Genomic DNA, 17,295 nt, shown 5'->3' with positions numbered 1-17,295 from the left:
TGCTCTCTCTCGCTCAGTCGTCTGCGTTGTCGCCGAAGTCGGGGCGCACGTCCCGGGCGGCCATGATCTCGTCGTTGGAGGTGCCGGCGGCGACCATCGGCCAGACCATCGCGTCCTCGTGGACGACGAAGTCGATGACGACCGGGCGGTCGTTGATCGCGTTGGCCTCCTCGATGACCTTGTCCAGGTCGTCCGGGGACTCGCAGCGCAGTCCGACACAGCCCATGGCCTCGGACAGCTTCACGAAGTCCGGCACGCGGGTGCCCTTGGCCTGCGGGTTGATGTCGTCGGGCCCGGAGTGCAGCACGGTGTTGGAGTAGCGCTGGTTGTAGAAGAGGGTCTGCCACTGGCGGACCATCCCGAGGGCGCCGTTGTTGATGATGGCGACCTTGATCGGGATGTTGTTCAGGGCGCAGGTGGTCAGTTCCTGGTTGGTCATCTGGAAGCAGCCGTCGCCGTCGATCGCCCAGACGGCGTTGCCGGGGGCGCCGGCCTTGGCGCCCATGGCGGCGGGGACCGCGTAGCCCATGGTTCCGGCGCCGCCGGAGTTGAGCCAGGTCGCGGGGGTCTCGTACTGGATGAAGTGGGCGGCCCACATCTGGTGCTGGCCGACGCCCGCCGCGAAGATCGTGCCCTCGGGGGCGAGCTGTCCGATCCGCTCGATGACCTGCTGCGGGGAGAGCGAGCCGTCGTCGGGCTGGGTGTAGCCGAGCGGGTAGGTCTCGCGCCAGCGGCTGAGGTCCTTCCACCAGGCGGTGTAGTCGCCCTGGTGGCCGTCGGCGTGCTCCTTCTGGACGGCCTGGACGAGGTCGGCGATGACCTCGCGCGCGTCCCCGACGATCGGCACGTCCGCGGCCCGGTTCTTGCCGATCTCGGCCGGGTCGATATCGGCGTGGACGATCTTGGCGTGCGGGGCGAAGCTGTCCAGCTTGCCGGTGACGCGGTCGTCGAAGCGGGCACCGAGGGCGACGATCAGGTCGGCCTTCTGCAGCGCGGTGACGGCGGTGACCGCACCGTGCATGCCCGGCATCCCCACGTGCAGCGGGTGGCTGTCGGGGAATGCGCCGAGCGCCATCAGGGTGGTGGTGACGGGCGCTCCGGTGAGTTCGGCGAGGACCTTCAGTTCGGCGGTGGCCCCGGCCTTGATGACGCCGCCGCCGACGTAGAGGATCGGCCGCCGGGCGGAGGTGATCAGCTTGGCGGCCTCGCGGATCTGCTTGGCGTGCGGCTTGGTCACCGGCCGGTAGCCGGGCAGGTCCATGACCGGCGGCCAGGAGAAGACGGTCCGGGCCTGGAGGGCGTCCTTGGCGATGTCGACCAGGACCGGGCCGGGGCGGCCGGTGGAGGCGATGTGGAACGCCTGCGCGATGATCCGCGGGATGTCCTCGGCCTTGGTGACCAGGAAGTTGTGCTTGGTGATCGGCATGGTGATGCCGACGATGTCCGCCTCCTGGAAGGCGTCCGTGCCGATCGCCTTGGAGGCGACCTGGCCGGTGATCGCGACCAGCGGCACGGAGTCCATGTGGGCGTCCGCGATCGGGGTGACCAGGTTGGTGGCACCGGGTCCTGAGGTCGCCATGCAGACACCGACTTTGCCGGTGGCCTGCGCGTAGCCGGTGGCGGCGTGTCCGGCGCCCTGCTCGTGGCGGACCAGGACATGGCGGACCCTGGTGGAGTCCATCAGCGGGTCGTACGCGGGAAGGATCGCACCGCCGGGAATGCCGAATACGGTGTCGGCCCCGACCTCCTCAAGCGAGCGGATGAGGGACTGCGCGCCCGTGACGTGCTCGGGGGCGGACTGATGTCCTCCGGATCGGGGCCGCGGCTGCGGATGATGGGCCCCGGTGGCCTGCTCGGTCATCGGCATTCTCTTCTCGATGCTGAGGGTTTTTGCGAGTTTTGTGCGGTGTACGACTGCCGTGCTACAGGTGCCTGTGCAACAAAAAACCCCTCGTGCCGAAAGGCAAGCGAGGGGAGCGCGCCGGTGTGGTCGCTGGGTTCCGGAGCATGTCCGGTCGGTCCCAGTTCAGCCGACGCGCTGTCCAAGTACGAGAATTCGGGTGCGCATGGCACAGACCCTCCCCCCGGCGCACACTCACTGTCAAGTGGGTGGGACGGGAGTCTCATTATGTGAGCGCAGTGCCGTGCCGCCGGCGAACAGGGTGGTCACCCCCGCACCGCCGCCGTAGACCCCGGCCCCGCCGCCCGCGAAGGCGGGCTCGGCCGGTGCGTGCGGCACCGCGCAGTGGCCGGTGGCGAGGGCCCGGCGCAGCCGGTGCTCGTCCAGCGGCCCGGAGAAGGCCATGCCCTGTCCGTGGGTACAGCCCAGCGCACGCAGGGCCACCACCTGCTCCGGTCGATCCACCCCGTCGGCCACGGAGGGCAGGCCGAGATCGCCCGCGATCCGCAGCAGCCCGGCGGTGATCTTGTGCAGCCGGGCGGACTCCACGACGCCCTCGACCAGGGTCCGGTCCAGCTTGACCATGTCCAGCGGCAGTCTGCCGAGGGCGGTCGCGGCGGCGTAGCCGGTCCCGAAGCCGTCCAGGGCGATCCGGACACCGAGCCGCCGCAGGGCGGACAGCCGGCGCTCCAGCTCGTCCAGGGCGACGCCGGGGTCGGTGTCGCACAGCTCGATCACCAGCGCGCCGGGCGGCAGCCCGTGCCGGGTCAGCAGGGCCTCGACGGAGCCGAGCGGGAGCGAGCGGTCCAGCAGCCGGCGCGCGGCCAGTCGTACCGCCACCGGGACCGCGAGGCCCGTGGTGGTGCGCTCGGCGGCCTGCTCGACCGCCTCCCGCAGCAGCCAGCGGCCCAGCTCGGCCGTCCGGTCGCCGTCCTCGGCCACCCGCAGGAACTCCGCGGGGGTGAACAGCACGCCCTGCGAGGACCGCCAGCGCGCCTGTGCGGCGACCGAGGTGATCCGGCCGTCGTCCAGCCGCGCCACGGGCTGGTGCAGCAGGGTGAACTCCCCGTCGTGGAGCGCGGCCCGCAGTCGGGTGGCGAGTTCCGCCTTGCGTACGACGTCCTGCTGCATCTGGGGTTTGTACAGCTCGACGCGGCCCTTGCCGGCCGATTTGGCGCGGTACATCGCCAGGTCGGCGTTGCGCAGCAACTCGCCCGCGCCCAGGTTGGGTTCGGCGAAGGAGACGCCGATGGAGGCGGCGACCCGGACCTCGTTGCCCCCGATGTCGTAGGGCTGTGAGAGCGTCACTCTGAGGCGGTCGGCCAGTTCCAGGATGTGGCGTTCCCTGGCCGTGCGGTCGCGGGTGGCGTCGCCGACGATCAGGGCCGCGAACTCGTCGCCGCCGAGCCGGGAGGCGGTGTCGCCCTGGCGGACCGCGTCCTGGAGCCGGCGGGCGGCCTGGACGAGGAGTTCGTCCCCGGCCTGGTGCCCGATCGTGTCGTTGACGCCCTTGAAGCCGTCGAGGTCGATGAAGAGCACCGCCGTGTTGCGCAGGGCGATCCCCCGGTCGGAGCTGCGGCGGCCGGACAGGGCCTGCTGCACCCGGCGGGTGAACAGGGCGCGGTTGGGCAGGTCCGTGAGCGGGTCGTGTTCCGCGTTGTGCTGTAACTGGGCCTGGAGGCGGACGCGTTCGGTCACGTCCCGGCTGTTGAAGAGCAGTCCGCCGTGGTGCCGGTTGACGGTGGACTCCACATTGAGCCAGTCGCCGGTGCCGGAGCGGAAGCGGCACTCGATGCGGGTGGTGGGTTCGTCGAGCGGGTTGGCGGTGAGGAAGCGGCGCACCTCGTGCACCACGCCGTCCAGGTCCTCCGGGTGGATCAGATCGGCCAGCTCGGTGCCGACGAGTCTCTCCGCGGGCCGGCCGTAGACCCCGGCGGCGGCCGGGGAGACATAGCGCAGCACTCCGGTGGGTGCGGCGATCATGATGACGTCGCTGGAGCCCTGCACCAGGGAGCGGAAGTGGTTCTCCTTGTGCGCGAGTTCCTGGGTGAGGGTGATGTTGTCGAGCAGCATGATGCCCTGGCGCACCACCAGCGCCAGCACCACGGTGCCGCCGGTGAACAGCACGACCCGGTCGACGCTGCGGCCGTTGAGGACGTTGTAGAGGATCCCCAGGGTGCAGACGGCGGCGGCCAGGTACGGCGTGAGGGCCGCGAGGGAGCCGGTGATCGGCCGGGTGGGTGGTCGGCGGAGGTGTTCCACGGGGGGCGGGGGCGGCGGCAGGAGCCGCTGTCCCGGCCGGTGTTCACGGACCACGCGCGCGTATCCTTCGGCGGCGCCGCGCTCCTGGCGGACCGTGGCCCAGGGGGCGTAGGCCAGCAGCAGCGAGCCGGCGAACCAGCCGGCGTCGAGGAGCTGGCCCGAGCGGTAGTTGCTGTGCAGCAGCGGCGAGGTGAACAGGGCGTCGCACATCACGGTCAGCGCGAGCCCGCCGATGGCGGTGTTGACCGCGGAGCGGTTGGCGCCCGAGCGTCGGAAGTGCAGTGCGAGCACCATGCTGACCAGCACGATGTCCAGGAGCGGGTAGGCCAGTGACAGCGCGGAGTGCGCGACGCCCGCGCTGCCCTCGCTCGCGGTCTGGGCGAGGGCGAGGCTCCACGAGAGGGTGAGCAGGGAGCCGCCGATCAGCCAGGCGTCCAGCCCGAGACAGATCCAGCCGGCCTTGGTCACGGGCCGTTTGGCGAGCACGAGCAGCCCGATGACGGCGGGCGGCGCGAAGCACAGGAAGAAGACGTCGGCCGAGCTGGGGCTGGGCACGGGGCGGTCGAGGACGACCTCGTACCAGCCCCAGACGAGATTGCCCATGGCGGCCATCGCCGAGGAGAGCGCGAACAGGAGCCACGCGGCCCGGAAGCGGACCCGGCGGGTGCGGGCGTAGAGGAAGCAGGACACGGCGGCGGCACCGGCCGCGGCGCTGAGTCCGAAGTCCCCCATGATCAGTGCGAGTTGCCTGGAGCCCCAGCCGAGCGCGGAGCCGACGCCGTATCCGGCGCAGACCACCGCGAGGGCGAGTTGGTGCAGCGTGCCCCAGCCACCGCCGGAGGCCGGCGGCGGGGCGGGTCGCACGACCCTGGGGATCGGTCGCGGGCGGGGTCCGGCGTCGAGGGCGGCCGTGGACGGCGACGGTGCGTTCACCGCGGCCTCCCGGTGCCCGTCGCCGGGTCCCGCGGGATCCGGTCCGCGTGCCTCTCGTGCCTCTCGTGCCTCTCGTGGATCGCGTGGCTCTCGTGGCTCTCGTGGCTCTCGTGGCTCTCGTGGCTCTCGTGGATCGTGTGGCTGCGCGGGTGGCGGCGATGGTCGCCGAGCCCCGTGTGATGACCGCGCCTGTACGCGGCCATGCGCCAGGGCCGCCGCCGGCAGCCTCGCCGCGTCGGATGGTTCGTCCATAGGCCGTGCATCGCCCGTCGCCCCCCTCGCAGTCTGAAATGTCCTTCCCCGGCGCCGAATGGCGCACGGCGCAGCCCCTGTCCGGGACGATACACCAGTCTCGTCACTCAGGGACATAGCTTCTCTACGCTCCGTGACGACCAGCGGTGATACGGGCACGGACCGCTTCCGGGGGATTGCGGAGGGTGCCCGAAACGGGGTACCGCGCCTGCGAGTTGAGGGCATGCGCCCCGTTGGATGGGGTCTTGTGCCGGTTACATGGGTTTCAGGGGTGCGCGCAGAGGGCGTGGGGGGTGGTGGGGGCGGGGGCCGCGGGTGGTGTCACGGTTCCTCCGTGGTGCCGGGGAGGGCCGTTGGGCCGGGTGCGTCTGCGGTGCTCTGCATGTCAGTGATGTTGCGCAGCTCGGTGATGTTTTACGCCTCCGTGGTGCTTTCCGTCGTAAGGATCACGTTCGCGAGGGGCTCCCGGTTCACGAATCGGTTCAACTGGCCGACCAGTAGCCGCTTGGCGCGTGGCAGGAAGGCGGAGGTGGGACCGCCGACGTGCGGGCTGATGAGTACGCCGGGCGCACGCCACAGGGGGTGCTCGCGGGGCAGGGGTTCGGGGTCGGTGACATCGAGGGCGGCGGTGATCCGGCCGGACTCCACCTCGTGCAGCAGGGCCTCGGTGTCGACGACGCCGCCGCGGGCGATGTTGACGAGCAGCGCGCCGTCCTTCATCCGGGACAGGAAGGCGGCGTCGGCCAGTCCTCGGGTGCTCTCGGTGAGGGGCGTGGAGAGGATCACCACGTCCGCCTGCGGGAGCAGGGAGGGCAGTTCGGTGAGCGGGTGCACGGGACCGCGTTCCGTGGTGCGCCCGGAGCGCGCGACGCGCACGACCCGCGCGAGTTCGAAGGGCGTGAGCCGGTCCTCGATGGCGGCGCCGATCGATCCGTAGCCGACGATGAGCACGGTCCGGTCGGCGAGCGCGGGCCGGAATCCGCCCTGCCACTCGCCCCGGTCCTGCGCCCGCACGAAGTCGGGGATGCCGCGCAGGGAGGCGAGGACGAGGGCGAGGGTCAGCTCCGCGGTGCTCGCCTCGTGGACCCCGCGCGCGTTGCACAGCCGTACCCCGGGCCGTACGTCCACCAGCCCCGGCTCCAGGTGGTCGACACCGGCGGAGAGGGTCTGGATCACCTCCAGGGAGCCCATGGCGGCCAGGGGCCGTATGCCGATCCCGGGGGGCTGCATGTACGGCACGACGTAGAACACGCAGTCGGCCGGGTCCGCCGGGTACTCCTCCCCGCCGTTCCAGAAGCGGTAGTCGAACCCGGCCGGGAGCCCCTCGATGTCGTCCGGCGGAAGGGGGAGCCACACATCAGCAGTCATGGTCAGGAGGCTAGGGCCTGTCCATGCCGTTCCGCCCGACGGGGGGCGGGGCGGCCGGGTGGGGAGCAGGGGTTGGACAGCGGGCGGTGGGGGGTGGGGAGCGGGGAGCGGACGTGGCCGGGCGGGGAAGCGGGCGTGGCCGGATGGGGGGGGGGAAGCGGGCGTGGCCGGATGGGGGGGAAGCGGGCGTGGCCGGGTGGGGGGAGCGGGTGGCCGGGTGGCCTCGGGGCTGCTGCATCGGTGGGGTTTCCCCGGGCGGGACCTAGGTTCGGGCAGGTGTGCGGGCAGAGGTTAGGTTGGGGGGCCGGGAGAGGGAGGGTTACGGCCAGGTGGAGCGCAGGACGATCGGGGCGACGGCGCTCGCGGTGGGGGCCGTCGGACTCGGGTGCATGCCGATGAACTGGGCGTACAGCACCTCACGGCAGCGAGGGGACGAGTCTCTGCGCACGGTGCACCGGGCGCTCGATCTGGGCTCGTCCCTGCTGGACACCGCGGACATGTACGGCCCGTTCACCAATGAGCTGCTGCTGGGGCGGGTGCTGAAGGAGCGTCGCGCGGAGGCGTTCGTGTCGACCAAGGTGGGGCTCCTCGTCGGTGAGCAGCACGTGGTGGCGAACGGCCGGCCCGGCTATGTCCGACGGGCGTGCGACGCCTCGTTGCGGCGGCTCCAGACGGATGTCATCGACCTCTACCAGCTCCACCGCCCCGACCCCGAGGTCCCGGTCGAGGAGACCTGGGGCGCGATGGCCGATCTGGTGCGGGCCGGGAAGGTGCGCGCGCTGGGCTTCTGCGCGGTGGGCGCGCGGAGCGGACGGACCGTGCGGCGTACGGGGTCCGGCCTGTCCGGCCTGTACGACGGCACCGTCCGGCAATTGCAACGGGTGCAGCAGGTCTTCCCGGTGAGCGCGGTCGAGGCCGAGCTGTCGGTGTGGTCGCCGGAGGCGCTGGAGGCGCTGCTGCCGTGGTGTGTGTCGCGCGGGGTCGGCTTCCTCGCCGCGATGCCGCTCGGCAACGGCTTCCTGACCGGGACGCTGACGCCGGGCGGGGGGTTCGAGCCGGACGATCTGCGGGCCCGGCACCCGCGCTTCACCGCGGAGATGATGGCGGCGAACCAGCCGATCGTCGCGGGGCTGCGGCGGGTGGCCGCCCGGCACGGGTCGGGGGTGACCCCGGCCCAGGTGGCCCTCGCCTGGACCCTGGCCCAGGGGCGGCACGTCATCCCGGTGCCCGGCACCAAGCGGGAGCGCTGGGCCGCGGAGAACGCCGGGGCGGCGGCGCTGCGGCTGACCGCGCAGGACCTGACGGAGCTGATGCGGCTGCCGGGGGCCCGGGGGTCGTGGGAGTGAGGGGCGGGGGCGCTGGATCGAGGGGGTTCGAGAGGGTTCGAGAAGGAGCGAGAAGGAGCGTGCGGGTTCGAGAGGGCTCGCAAGGAGCGAGGGGTTTCGAGAAGGAGCGATCGATCGGGAACCCCGGAGGCGCGAGCGGTGTATGACAAGTAGGAACCGGGAGGGGACCCCCGCACCGGAAGGGAACCCCCCGCGTCGAAGGGACCGTGATCGTGCAACGTCATGCTGTGACGGCCGTGCTGGCCGCGACCGCCCTGCTGCTGACGGCCGGCTGCTCCTCCGACGGCGGGGGTGGTGAGCCACCGGGTGCGGCGGGGAGCACGGCGGCCGGGAGTGCGGGGGCGGGATCGCCGTCGGCGTCGGGGCAGACGGGCGACCAGCCCCCTCCGGCCAAGGGCTCGGTCAAGGTCGTGCGGACGGTCGCCGAGGAGCTGGACAGCCCCTGGGGGCTCGCCCCGCTGCCCGACGGCGGTCTGCTCGTCTCCTCCCGCGACGAGGCGACGATCACCCACGTCGACACCGAGTCGGGCAAGAAGACCGAGCTGGGCGAGGTGCCGGGGGTGTCACCGGCCGGTGAGGGAGGGCTGATGGGCCTCGCCCTCTCCCCCGACTACGCCTCGGACCGAATGGTCTACGCCTACTTCACCTCGGTCTCGGACAACCGTGTCGTCCGGATGCTCTACAACCCCGACAAGCCCGCCGGCCGCCAGCTCGGGGCTCCGGACACGGTCTTCCGGAGCATCCCGAAGGGCGTCGTCCACAACGGCGGCCGGATCGCGTTCGGCCCCGACAAGATGCTGTACGTCGGCACGGGCGAGGCGGGTGACACGGGCCTGTCCCAGGACAAGGAGTCCCTCGGCGGCAAAATTCTGCGGATGACCCCCGAGGGCGACCCCGCGCCGGGCAACCCGTTCCCCGATTCCACCGTCTATTCGTACGGGCACCGCAATGTGCAGGGCCTCGCCTGGGATTCCGAACAGCGCCTGTTCGCCGCGGAGTTCGGCCAGGACACCTGGGACGAGCTGAACGCGATCGCGCCGGGCGACAACTACGGCTGGCCGCAGGCCGAGGGCACCTCGGACGACTCGGGGTTCCACAACCCGCTTGCCGAGTGGGCGACGGACGACGCCTCCCCGAGCGGCATCGCCTACGCCGAGGGCTCGATATGGATGGCCGGTCTGGGCGGGGAGCGGCTGTGGCGCATCCCCCTGGACGGCACCAAGGCGTCGGCCGACCCCCAGTCCTTCCTCAAGGAGGAGTACGGCCGTCTGCGGACGGTCGTCCCGGCCGGCGGCAACAAGCTCTGGCTGGTCACCAGCGAGACGGACGGCAGAGGCACCCCCGGCTCCACCGACGACCGGATTCTGGAGCTGGAGGTCAGCTAGCCACGCACCCCGCACAGGGCCCTGTGCGGCCGGGCGGGTCGGCGCCTAGCTAGGACGGATCGGGGTCCGGGGACGGATCGGGGGATTCCGGGTCGTCCGTCGGCCTCCGCTCCCGCTGGGGAAGCACGGCGTCGGTCCCGGCGAAGGGGCCCAGGTCCGCGGGAGAGGACGGGCCCAGGTCCGCGGCGGACCCGCAGTCACGCTCGGCGGCCGTCCGGGCGGTGGCGGCGGCCTCGTGGACCGTCGCGGCGGTCGGCTGTTCGCCGTCGCCCGCCGTGCGGACCACGACCTTGCCCGACTCCAGGTCTATCGGACCTTGGCCGGGGTCCGCGTCGCCGATGTCCTCGCGGGAGAGGGCGAGCCGATTCCGTTCCTCATGGGTGTGTTTGCGGCCGGGGGCGAAGAGTTCCTCGAAAAAGTTGAACATGCTTCTCCCTGGTCGCACGGCACGGCATGGTTCGGCCCGGTACGGGCACAACGTCCCGGGCATCCGCCGGGTTCCAGGGCGCGGGGGAGGTCATGCCCCGGCCGGTGAGGAGAACAGGTCCAGCCGGTGGGCCAGGGCGGCGGCCTCACCGCGGCCGGAGACACCGAGCTTGCCGAGGATGTTCGAGACATGGACGCTCGCGGTCTTCGGGGAGATGAAGAGTTCCTCGGCGATCTGGCGGTTGGTGCGGCCGGCGGAGACCAGGCGCAGCACATCGCGTTCCCGGCTGGTGAGGCCGAGCGCCTCGGCCGGGTCGGCGGGGGTGAGTGCGGGGTGCGGGTCCTGGCGGAGGGTGAGACGGGCGCGCTGGGCGAGGAGTGCGGTGGCCTCGGCCAGCGGGCGGGCACCGAGGTGGTCGGCGACGGTGTGGGCGAGGCGCAGGAGTTCGGTGGCGCGGGCGCGGTTGTCCTCGGCGGTGGCGGCGCGGTCGTCCGCGCAGTCGACGGTGAGGGGGCTGGCCCCGGCGGCGTTCCCGTTCCCGGTCGGCCGCTCGGTGCCCGCTGTCGTGGCGGAGGGGACCGGGCGTTCGGCGGGCGGGGCGAGCAGGGCCTCGGCGAGGCGGTGACGGACGCGGGCGAGGTCGTAGGGGCGTTCCAGCGCTTCGAAGGCGGTGACGACCTCGGACCAGGTGTCGGGGGTGGCGGTGCCCTCGGCGCGACGGAGTTCGGCGCGGACCCATTTCTCATGGGCGTACCAGACGGGGACGGCGGTGGTGAGGTGCTTGGCGGAGTCGAGGATGCGGCCGAGGGCGGCGTCGCGGCCGGGGCGGGCGGCGGGCAGGGTGCGGTGGTCGGCCTCGGCGGTGGCGGCGGCGAGGAGGAGTCTCCAGCCGTACACCTGGCTGCCGGGTGGCAGTCCGGCGCCGAGGGCGCGGTCCAGTTCGGTGCGGGCGTCGGCGATCCGGCTCTCGGCGGCGGCGACACCGATACCGATGACGGCGAGGGGGATCCACTGCTGGGGCATGGGGTCGTGGGTGCCGAAGGAGGTGTGGGCGGCGGCGAGTCGGCGGGCCGCCTCGGCGGTGTCGCCGCGGGCGAGGGCGATATGGGCGAGGCAGAGGGCGGCCGAGCCCAGGGGTTTGCCGCCGGCGCTGCGGCTCGTGGCGGTGGCGGCGGCTTCGGCGGCCTCGTCCCAGCGGCCGAGGGAGAACAGGGAGTCGGAGAGGTTGCCCCACAGCCAGGTCTCGGTCCCCAGCAGGCCGTACTTCCTGGCGAACTCGACGCCGTCGTGGACCAGGTCGACGGCCTCCTGGGAGCGGCTGAGGGTTTCGAGACCGTGGGAGAGATTGACGTAGGCGCGTCCGGCGGGGTGGGTGAATCCCTCGGCGAGGGCCAGGGCTTTGGCCTCGTGCAGTTCGGTGAGCCCGACGTCGGTGCCGCCCGCGTCGACGAGGAGGATGCCGCGGGTGACGAGGGCGTCGAGTTCGATCTCGCGGGCGTCGACCATGCGGGCGTAGTCGACGGCGCGTTCGGCGGCGGCGAGGGCGTCGGCGCCCGGGGTGTGCAGCATGGACCAGCCGGCGACCTTGGAGAGGACCTCGGCGTGGACCTCGGACGGGGGCAGACCGCGGACGAGGTCCTGGGCGGTGGCCAGTTCCGTCCAGCCGTCGCTGCGGCCGTGGCCCTGGACCAGCAGGGAGCGCTGGACCCAGAACCAGGCGGCGAAGAGCGGGTCGTTCTCGTCCTCCAGGAGCCGCAGCGCCCGCTTGGTGATCTTCAGGGCGCGGTCGCGTTCCCCGCAGAAGCGGCCCGCCTCGCAGGCGGCGGCCATCAGATGGAGATAGCGCAGCGAGGGGGTGGCGGGGTCGCCGGGGTCGGGGGTGCGGTAGTCGTCGGCGGGGCGCAGGGCGGCGCGGACGGCTTCGGGGGCGGTGTCCCACAGCTCCATCGCGCGTTCCAGGAGGCGGAGTTGTTCCGCGTAGGCGTGGCGGCGGCGGGCGACGACCGAGGCGTCGAGGACGGCGGGCAGGGCCTTGGCGCTGTCGTGGGCGTGGTACCAGTAGGTGGCCAGGCGGGTCACGCGCTCGCCCTCGGGGACGAGCGTGGGGTCGGCCTCCAGGGCCTCGGCGTAGCGGCGGTTGAGGCGGGAGCGTTCGCCGGGCAGCAGGTCGTCGCTGACGGCCTCGCGGACCAGGGAGTGGCGGAAGCGGTAGCCATCGGCCTCGGGGGTGGCGAGCAGGATGTTGGCGCCGACGGCGGCGCGCAGGGCCTCTATCAGATCGTCCTCGGTGAGCCCGGCGACGGCCGCGAGCAGCCGGTACTCGACGGTGGAGCCGCCCTCGGCGACGACCCGGGCGACCCGCTGGGCGCTCTCGGGCAGGGCCTCCACCCGCACCAGCAGCAGATCGCGCAGGGAGTCGGTGAGGGCTCCCCGGGGGCAGTCGGCGCCGGCGACGGCGAGTTCCTCGACGAAGAAGGCGTTGCCGTCGGAGCGTTCGAAGATGGCGTCGACCTTGGCGGGGGCGGGTTCGGTGGCGAGGATGCCGGCGATCTGGCGGGCGACCTCGTCGCGGGTGAACCGGCCCAGTTCCAGGCGGCGGACGGTGCGCAGCCGGTCGAGTTCGGCGAGGAGGGGGCGCAGCGGGTGGCGGCGGTGGATGTCGTCGGAGCGGTAGGTGGCGAGGACGACGAGGCGGCCGGTGCGCAGGGTGCGGCAGAGGTAGGCGAGGAGGTGGCGGGTGGAGGCGTCGGCCCAGTGCAGGTCCTCCAGGGCGAGGACGACCGGGCGGTCGGTGGCGATGCGCTCCAGCAGGCGGGCGGTGAGTTCGAAGAGGCGGGCCATGCCCTCCTCGTCGTGGCGTCCGGCCGCCGTCTCGCCCAGTTCGGGCAGGAGCCGGGCGAGTTCCTCCTCCTGTCCGGCGGCGGCGGTGGCCATCTCCTCGGGCAGTTCGCGGCGCAGGGCGCGCAGGGCGGCGGAGAACGGGGCGAAGGGCAGTCCGTCGGCGCCGATCTCCACGCAGCCGCCCAGGGCGACGACGGCGCCCGCGCGTACGGCGCCGGTCGCGAACTCCTCCACGAGGCGGGTCTTGCCGACGCCGGCCTCCCCGCCGAGCAGCAGCACCTGCGGCTCGCCGCCGCCGGGTGGGGCGGCGGCCCGCCCGGCCACACGGCTCAGCGCTTCTCTCAGCGCGCCCATCTCCTGGGTGCGCCCGACGAACACCGGACTGACGGACCTGTTCTCCACGGTTGCGAGCATCGCACGGCGCTCCGTCGGCGAGGCAGCGGTTTTCCTGTCGGCGAAGCCGGGGCCGCCCCGCTCGGCCTCGGAGGACCGGGGTCCCTCGGGTGCCGGGGAGACGACAGGGCCGGCGCCGGGGACCCCTGTCCCGGTGCCGGCCCTGTCGCGCGTGGTGTTCACGCGGCCCGTGGTGAGCGGAAGCGGCGGCGTGGATGGTGGGTGTCCTCGCCCGGCGCCTCTCTTCCCTGGGCTCGTAGATCCGCTTCCCGGCGGGCGGCGCGGGCCTGGCGGACGGCCTCGCGGGCCAGCCGCTCCTGCTCGGCGCGGCGGATCAGGTCGGCTTCGCGGGACTGGTGGTATTCGTACTCGTACATCTCTGCTCCCGGTGGCGGCGGTACGTGCCCGGTGCGGGCCGTCTCGCGGTCTGTTCTCCGCGATGCCTCCACTGTCGTCTCCCAGGGGGTGCCGTCACATCGGGAGAGTTCCGCATCTTCGCCGCCGTGCGGTGCCTTAGACATGCGTAAGGGGTCTCAGGACGTACGCGAATGCCTTACGTACGTCCCAAGACCCCGGGTTCACGTCTGAGGAGCCCCGGTCGGGGGCCCTGGGGGCGCGGGGGCGGGGGGCTCAGCCGGTGGCGGGCAGGCCCAGCAGGATGTCGGTGTACTTGAGGACGGCCAGGGCCAGACCGATGACGCCGAGCGCCACACCGGCCCAGGAGACCGACTTGATCCAGGCGGGCTGGACCGGGCCGGGCGCTCCGAAGGCGGGTCGGGCGAGGGTCACCACGCCGACGATCAGGGCGAGCAGCGCGAAGGCTCCCGCCCACAGCGCGCTCGCGTTCCAGGCGTCGCCGTAGCCCTCCTTGACCATGGCGGCCACGTCGGAGGACGACGAGGTCTGGAGCTGGCCGATCAGGGACTCGCGCGCGGAGGCGACGGTGCCGATCCAGCCGCCGCTGAGCGAGACCAGGCCGAGCGCCGCGGAGACGATGGCGGCGGCGCCCTGGCCCACGCCGGCGGAACCGCTCGTGCCGGTGGCGGGCGCGAGGCCGATGTCGTCCCCGTCCCCGGCCCCGTCTTCGTCCCCGTTCCCGTTCACGTCCTCGGCGGCTCCGGTGGCCTCCGTCGTGTCGGTCGCGTCCGTCGTCCCCGTCGTGTCCGCCGTCCCGGTCGGCCCGGTGGCGTCCTTGGTGGCGACGTCCGTCTTCTCGGCGCCCTCGCCCTCGCTCACGGCACCCGTACCGGCCGTGTCTTCTGTCTTCGTACCCATGTCGCGCACCGTACGGACCGAGTCTGAGAAGTCCCTTAATGATCGCTGTGAGCGTCCCGCGCGCGGGACGCCCGCCATTCGGGGGCCAGGACCGCCCAGATCTCGTAGTCCTGGCGGACCCCGCGCCAGGGGAAGGACTCGCGCAGTACTCCCTCGCGGGTGAGGCCGAGCCGCTGGGCGGCCCTCACGCTGGCGGTGTTCGCGCTGGCCGCGTGCCACTCCACGCGGTGCATGCCGCGTTCCTCGACGGCCCAGTCGATCAGCACCCGGGAGGCGCGGGTGACGAGGCCGCGTCCGGTGCCGGCGGGCTCCAGCCAGCAGCCGATCTCGCAGACGCCGGTGGAGACGTCGAAGGTGCGGTAGAGGACGCCGCCGACGAGCGTTCCGTCGAGCCACAGCCCGTGCAGGCATCCGGTGTCGGCGGCGCGCTTGTCGGCGTACCGCTGGAGGATCTCGCGCGCGGAGTCGACGGTGGTGGCCCGGGCGCCGAACGGGATGTGCTGGGTGATGAAGTCCCGGCCGCGGTCCAGGTGGGCGAGGAACTCCGGCGCGTGCCACGGCTCCAGGGGGCGCAGTTCGGCTCCGTCGTCACCCAGCGATATCGCGTACATCCCGCTTCTGCTCCTTCTCGAACTGTTCTGGGACCGTCGTGAGCCTCTCATGGGCCGCGCGGCACTCGGGTGGCTCGATGCTGATCCGGGGCAGCCGGCGGTCCAGGGCGCGGGGCAGCCACCAGTTCGCACTGCCCAGCAGATGCATCAGAGCCGGGACCAGCAGCGTACGCAGGACGAACGCGTCGAGGGCGACGGCGGCGGCGAGCGCGATGCCGAACATGGCGATCACCCGGTCGCCGGAGAGCACGAAGGCGAGGAAGACGGAGATCATGATGACCGCGGCCGAGTTGATCACCCGGCCGGTCTCGGCGAGCCCGACCCGGACCGCGCGCCGGTTGTCCCCGGTCTCCAGCCACTCCTCGTACATCCGGCTGACCAGGAACACCTGGTAGTCCATGGAGAGCCCGAAGAGCACCGAGACCATGATGACGGGGAGGAAGGGCTCGATGGGGCCCGCGCGTCCGAGGCCGAGCAGTTCGCTGCCCCAGCCCCACTGGAAGACGGTCACGACCACGCCGAAGGCGGCGGCGACGGCGGCGATGTTCATGACGGCGGCCTTGAGCGGGATACCGACCGAGCGGAAGGCGAGCAGGAGCAGCAGACAGCCCAGCCCGACGACGACCCCGATGAACAGCGGCAGTTTGCCGATGATCGCGTCCGCGAAGTCGTCGTGGCCGGCGGTGACGCCGCCGACGTGCAGGTCGAGGGCGTTCCCGGTCTCCGCGCGGGGCAGCACCTCGTCGCGCAGCAGGTGGACCAGGTCGCTGGTCCGCCCGGACTGCGGCGCGGAGTCCGGTACGACGGTGAGGTACGCGGTGTCGCCGCCCGCGTTGAAGGTGACCGGGGAGGCGGAGGCGACGCCCTCGGTGGCGCGCAGGGTGCGGTCGAGGTTGTCCAGGGCGAGCTTGTCCCCGGCGCCGCGGACCTCGGTGACGACGGTGAGGGGGCCGTTGACGCCGGGCCCGAAGCCGTCGGCGAGCAGGTCGTACGCCTGCCGGGTGGTGCTGGACTCGGGGTTGTTGCCCTGGTCGGAGGTGCCGAGGCGTAGGTCGAGGGTGGGCAGTGCGAGCAGGGTGATCACCCCGAGCGCGACGGCTCCGAGCTTCTTGGGGTGCCGTTCCACGAAGGCCGACCAGCGGGCGGCGAACCCGGTCGGCACCTCGGGCTCCGGTCCGTGCTCGGCGAGTCTGCGGCGCTCGCGGCGGCTCAGGGCCCGGGTGCCGATCAGGGAGAGCAGGGCGGGCAGCAGGGTCACCCCGGCGGCGACGGTGAGCATCACGGTGAGGGAGGCGGCGATGGCGACGCCGTTGAGGAAGCCGAGCCGGAGGATCAGCATGCCGAGCAGTGCGATGCACACCGTCGCACCCGCGAACACCACCGCTCGTCCGGTGGTGGCCACGGCGTGGGTCGCGGCCTCGGTGACACCGAGGCCGCGTTTGAGGCCGCGCCGGTGGCGGGTGACGATGAACAGCGCGTAGTCGATGCCGACGCCGAGCCCGATCAGCAGGCCCAGCACGGGCGCGAAGTCGGCGACGGTCATGGCGTGGCCGAGCAGCACGATCCCGGCGTAGGCGGTGCCGACGCTCACCAGGGCGGTGGCCAGCGGCAGCAGGGAGGCGGCGAGCGAGCCGAAGGCGAGGAAGAGCACGACCCCGGCGACCGCGACGCCTATGAACTCGGCGACATGCACGGTCGGTGGCGCGGGGCCGCCGGCCGCGGTGCCGCCCACCTCCACCCGGAGTCCTTCGCCGTCGGCGGCGAGCGCGGTGTCGAACACGGCCTGGACACGCGCGTCCCCGATGTCGTCGGCGCGGCCGTCGAGGGTGACGGTGGCGTAGGCGGTCCGGCCGTCGGCGCTGATCCTGCCCACGCCCTGATCGCCGTAGGGGCCGGTCACGGAGGCCACCGACGGCAGGCCCGCGATCTCGTCCAGCGCGCGGGTCATGGTCTGCTCGACGTCGGCGGCGCGCACACTGCCGGAGGCGGTGTGCCACACCACGGAGGCGTCGTCGCCGCCGAGGCCCGGGAAGCCCTGCTGGAGGAGCTGGGTGGCGCGGCCGGACTCGGTGCCGGGGACCTCGTAGTCGTTCGAGTACGCCGATCCCATGACGCCGGCCGCCGCGCTCACCCCGCCGAAGGCGAGCAGCCAGAGCAGGACGGTGACGAGGCGGTGCCGGACACACCAGCGTGCAAGGGCTGCCACGATCCTGCTCCCGGAGGGGGTGCGACGGGGGATCTTTGACCGGGAACAGTCGCCTCTGCATGGTTCATGCAGTGAACGGCCCGCAAAGAACAAAGC

The 17,295-nt window shown here is 72.7% G+C and carries 10 protein-coding genes and 1 pseudogene; 2 read left to right on the top strand and 9 right to left on the bottom strand.

Annotated features, from left to right (window positions below; genetic code table 11):
* Positions 1-13: 13 nt before the first annotated feature.
* From ACIQNG_RS23720 to ACIQNG_RS23710, 3 genes are all read right to left on the bottom strand, one after another.
* A complete protein-coding gene (locus ACIQNG_RS23720) occupies positions 14-1,861 on the bottom strand; it encodes an acetolactate synthase large subunit (protein ID WP_401487594.1) in 1,848 nt (615 codons plus the stop codon).
* Positions 1,862-2,101: 240 nt separating this feature from the next.
* Positions 2,102-5,095 carry a putative bifunctional diguanylate cyclase/phosphodiesterase gene (locus ACIQNG_RS23715; protein ID WP_401487592.1) on the bottom strand — a complete coding sequence of 998 codons (2,994 nt, stop codon included), beginning with the start codon at positions 5,093-5,095 and terminating at the stop codon, positions 2,102-2,104.
* A 666-nt stretch (positions 5,096-5,761) separates the two neighbouring features.
* Entirely contained in the window at positions 5,762-6,715 is a 954-nt protein-coding gene (locus tag ACIQNG_RS23710) for a 2-hydroxyacid dehydrogenase (protein WP_401487590.1), read from the bottom strand.
* Between the two features lie 329 nt (positions 6,716-7,044).
* Here ACIQNG_RS23710 and ACIQNG_RS23705 point away from each other — a divergent pair, with 329 nt between their 5' ends.
* Together ACIQNG_RS23705 and ACIQNG_RS23700 are read left to right on the top strand one after the other, a co-directional pair.
* A complete protein-coding gene (locus ACIQNG_RS23705) occupies positions 7,045-8,061 on the top strand; it encodes an aldo/keto reductase (protein ID WP_401487588.1) in 1,017 nt (338 codons plus the stop codon).
* A gap of 206 nt (positions 8,062-8,267) precedes the next feature.
* A complete protein-coding gene (locus ACIQNG_RS23700) occupies positions 8,268-9,446 on the top strand; it encodes a PQQ-dependent sugar dehydrogenase (protein ID WP_401487587.1) in 1,179 nt (392 codons plus the stop codon).
* A gap of 276 nt (positions 9,447-9,722) precedes the next feature.
* Here ACIQNG_RS23700 and ACIQNG_RS23695 read toward each other — a convergent pair.
* The 6 genes and pseudogenes from ACIQNG_RS23695 to ACIQNG_RS23670 form a co-directional block, all read right to left on the bottom strand.
* Positions 9,723-9,873 (bottom strand): annotated as a pseudogene (locus ACIQNG_RS23695) (DUF6191 domain-containing protein); the annotation flags it as partial.
* Positions 9,874-9,963: 90 nt separating this feature from the next.
* Positions 9,964-13,128, bottom strand: a complete 3,165-nt coding sequence (locus ACIQNG_RS23690; RefSeq protein WP_401487586.1) for an AAA family ATPase — start codon at positions 13,126-13,128, stop codon at positions 9,964-9,966.
* Positions 13,129-13,286: 158 nt separating this feature from the next.
* Complete coding sequence (locus ACIQNG_RS23685; protein WP_401432286.1) at positions 13,287-13,484, bottom strand: hypothetical protein; 198 nt, start codon at positions 13,482-13,484, stop codon at positions 13,287-13,289.
* A 253-nt stretch (positions 13,485-13,737) separates the two neighbouring features.
* Positions 13,738-14,382 carry a hypothetical protein gene (locus ACIQNG_RS23680; protein WP_401487584.1) on the bottom strand — a complete coding sequence of 215 codons (645 nt, stop codon included), beginning with the start codon at positions 14,380-14,382 and terminating at the stop codon, positions 13,738-13,740.
* Between the two features lie 35 nt (positions 14,383-14,417).
* A complete protein-coding gene (locus tag ACIQNG_RS23675) occupies positions 14,418-14,993 on the bottom strand; it encodes a GNAT family N-acetyltransferase (protein WP_401487582.1) in 576 nt (191 codons plus the stop codon).
* Positions 14,971-17,199 (bottom strand): MMPL family transporter, encoded by a 2,229-nt coding sequence (locus ACIQNG_RS23670; RefSeq protein ID WP_401487580.1) that lies wholly within the window; start codon positions 17,197-17,199, stop codon positions 14,971-14,973. Before ACIQNG_RS23670 ends, ACIQNG_RS23675 begins: the two co-directional genes overlap by 23 nt.
* Positions 17,200-17,295: the final 96 nt, after the last annotated feature.

It is taken from the genome of Streptomyces sp. NPDC091377 (assembly GCF_044757045.1).
Classification (GTDB): domain Bacteria; phylum Actinomycetota; class Actinomycetes; order Streptomycetales; family Streptomycetaceae; genus Streptomyces.
This window is presented reverse-complemented; position numbering and strand designations above follow the sequence as displayed.

Excerpts from the sequence above, each read along its gene's own strand:
- ACIQNG_RS23710 (WP_401487590.1), bottom strand. The coding sequence starts at position 6,715 with ATGACTGCTGATGTGTGGCTCCCCCTTCCGCCGGACGACATCGAGGGG.
- ACIQNG_RS23690 (WP_401487586.1), bottom strand. The coding sequence starts at position 13,128 with ATGCTCGCAACCGTGGAGAACAGGTCCGTCAGTCCGGTGTTCGTCGGG.
- ACIQNG_RS23720 (WP_401487594.1), bottom strand. The coding sequence starts at position 1,861 with ATGACCGAGCAGGCCACCGGGGCCCATCATCCGCAGCCGCGGCCCCGA.
- ACIQNG_RS23685 (WP_401432286.1), bottom strand. The coding sequence starts at position 13,484 with ATGTACGAGTACGAATACCACCAGTCCCGCGAAGCCGACCTGATCCGC.
- ACIQNG_RS23680 (WP_401487584.1), bottom strand. The coding sequence starts at position 14,382 with ATGGGTACGAAGACAGAAGACACGGCCGGTACGGGTGCCGTGAGCGAG.
- ACIQNG_RS23675 (WP_401487582.1), bottom strand. The coding sequence starts at position 14,993 with ATGTACGCGATATCGCTGGGTGACGACGGAGCCGAACTGCGCCCCCTG.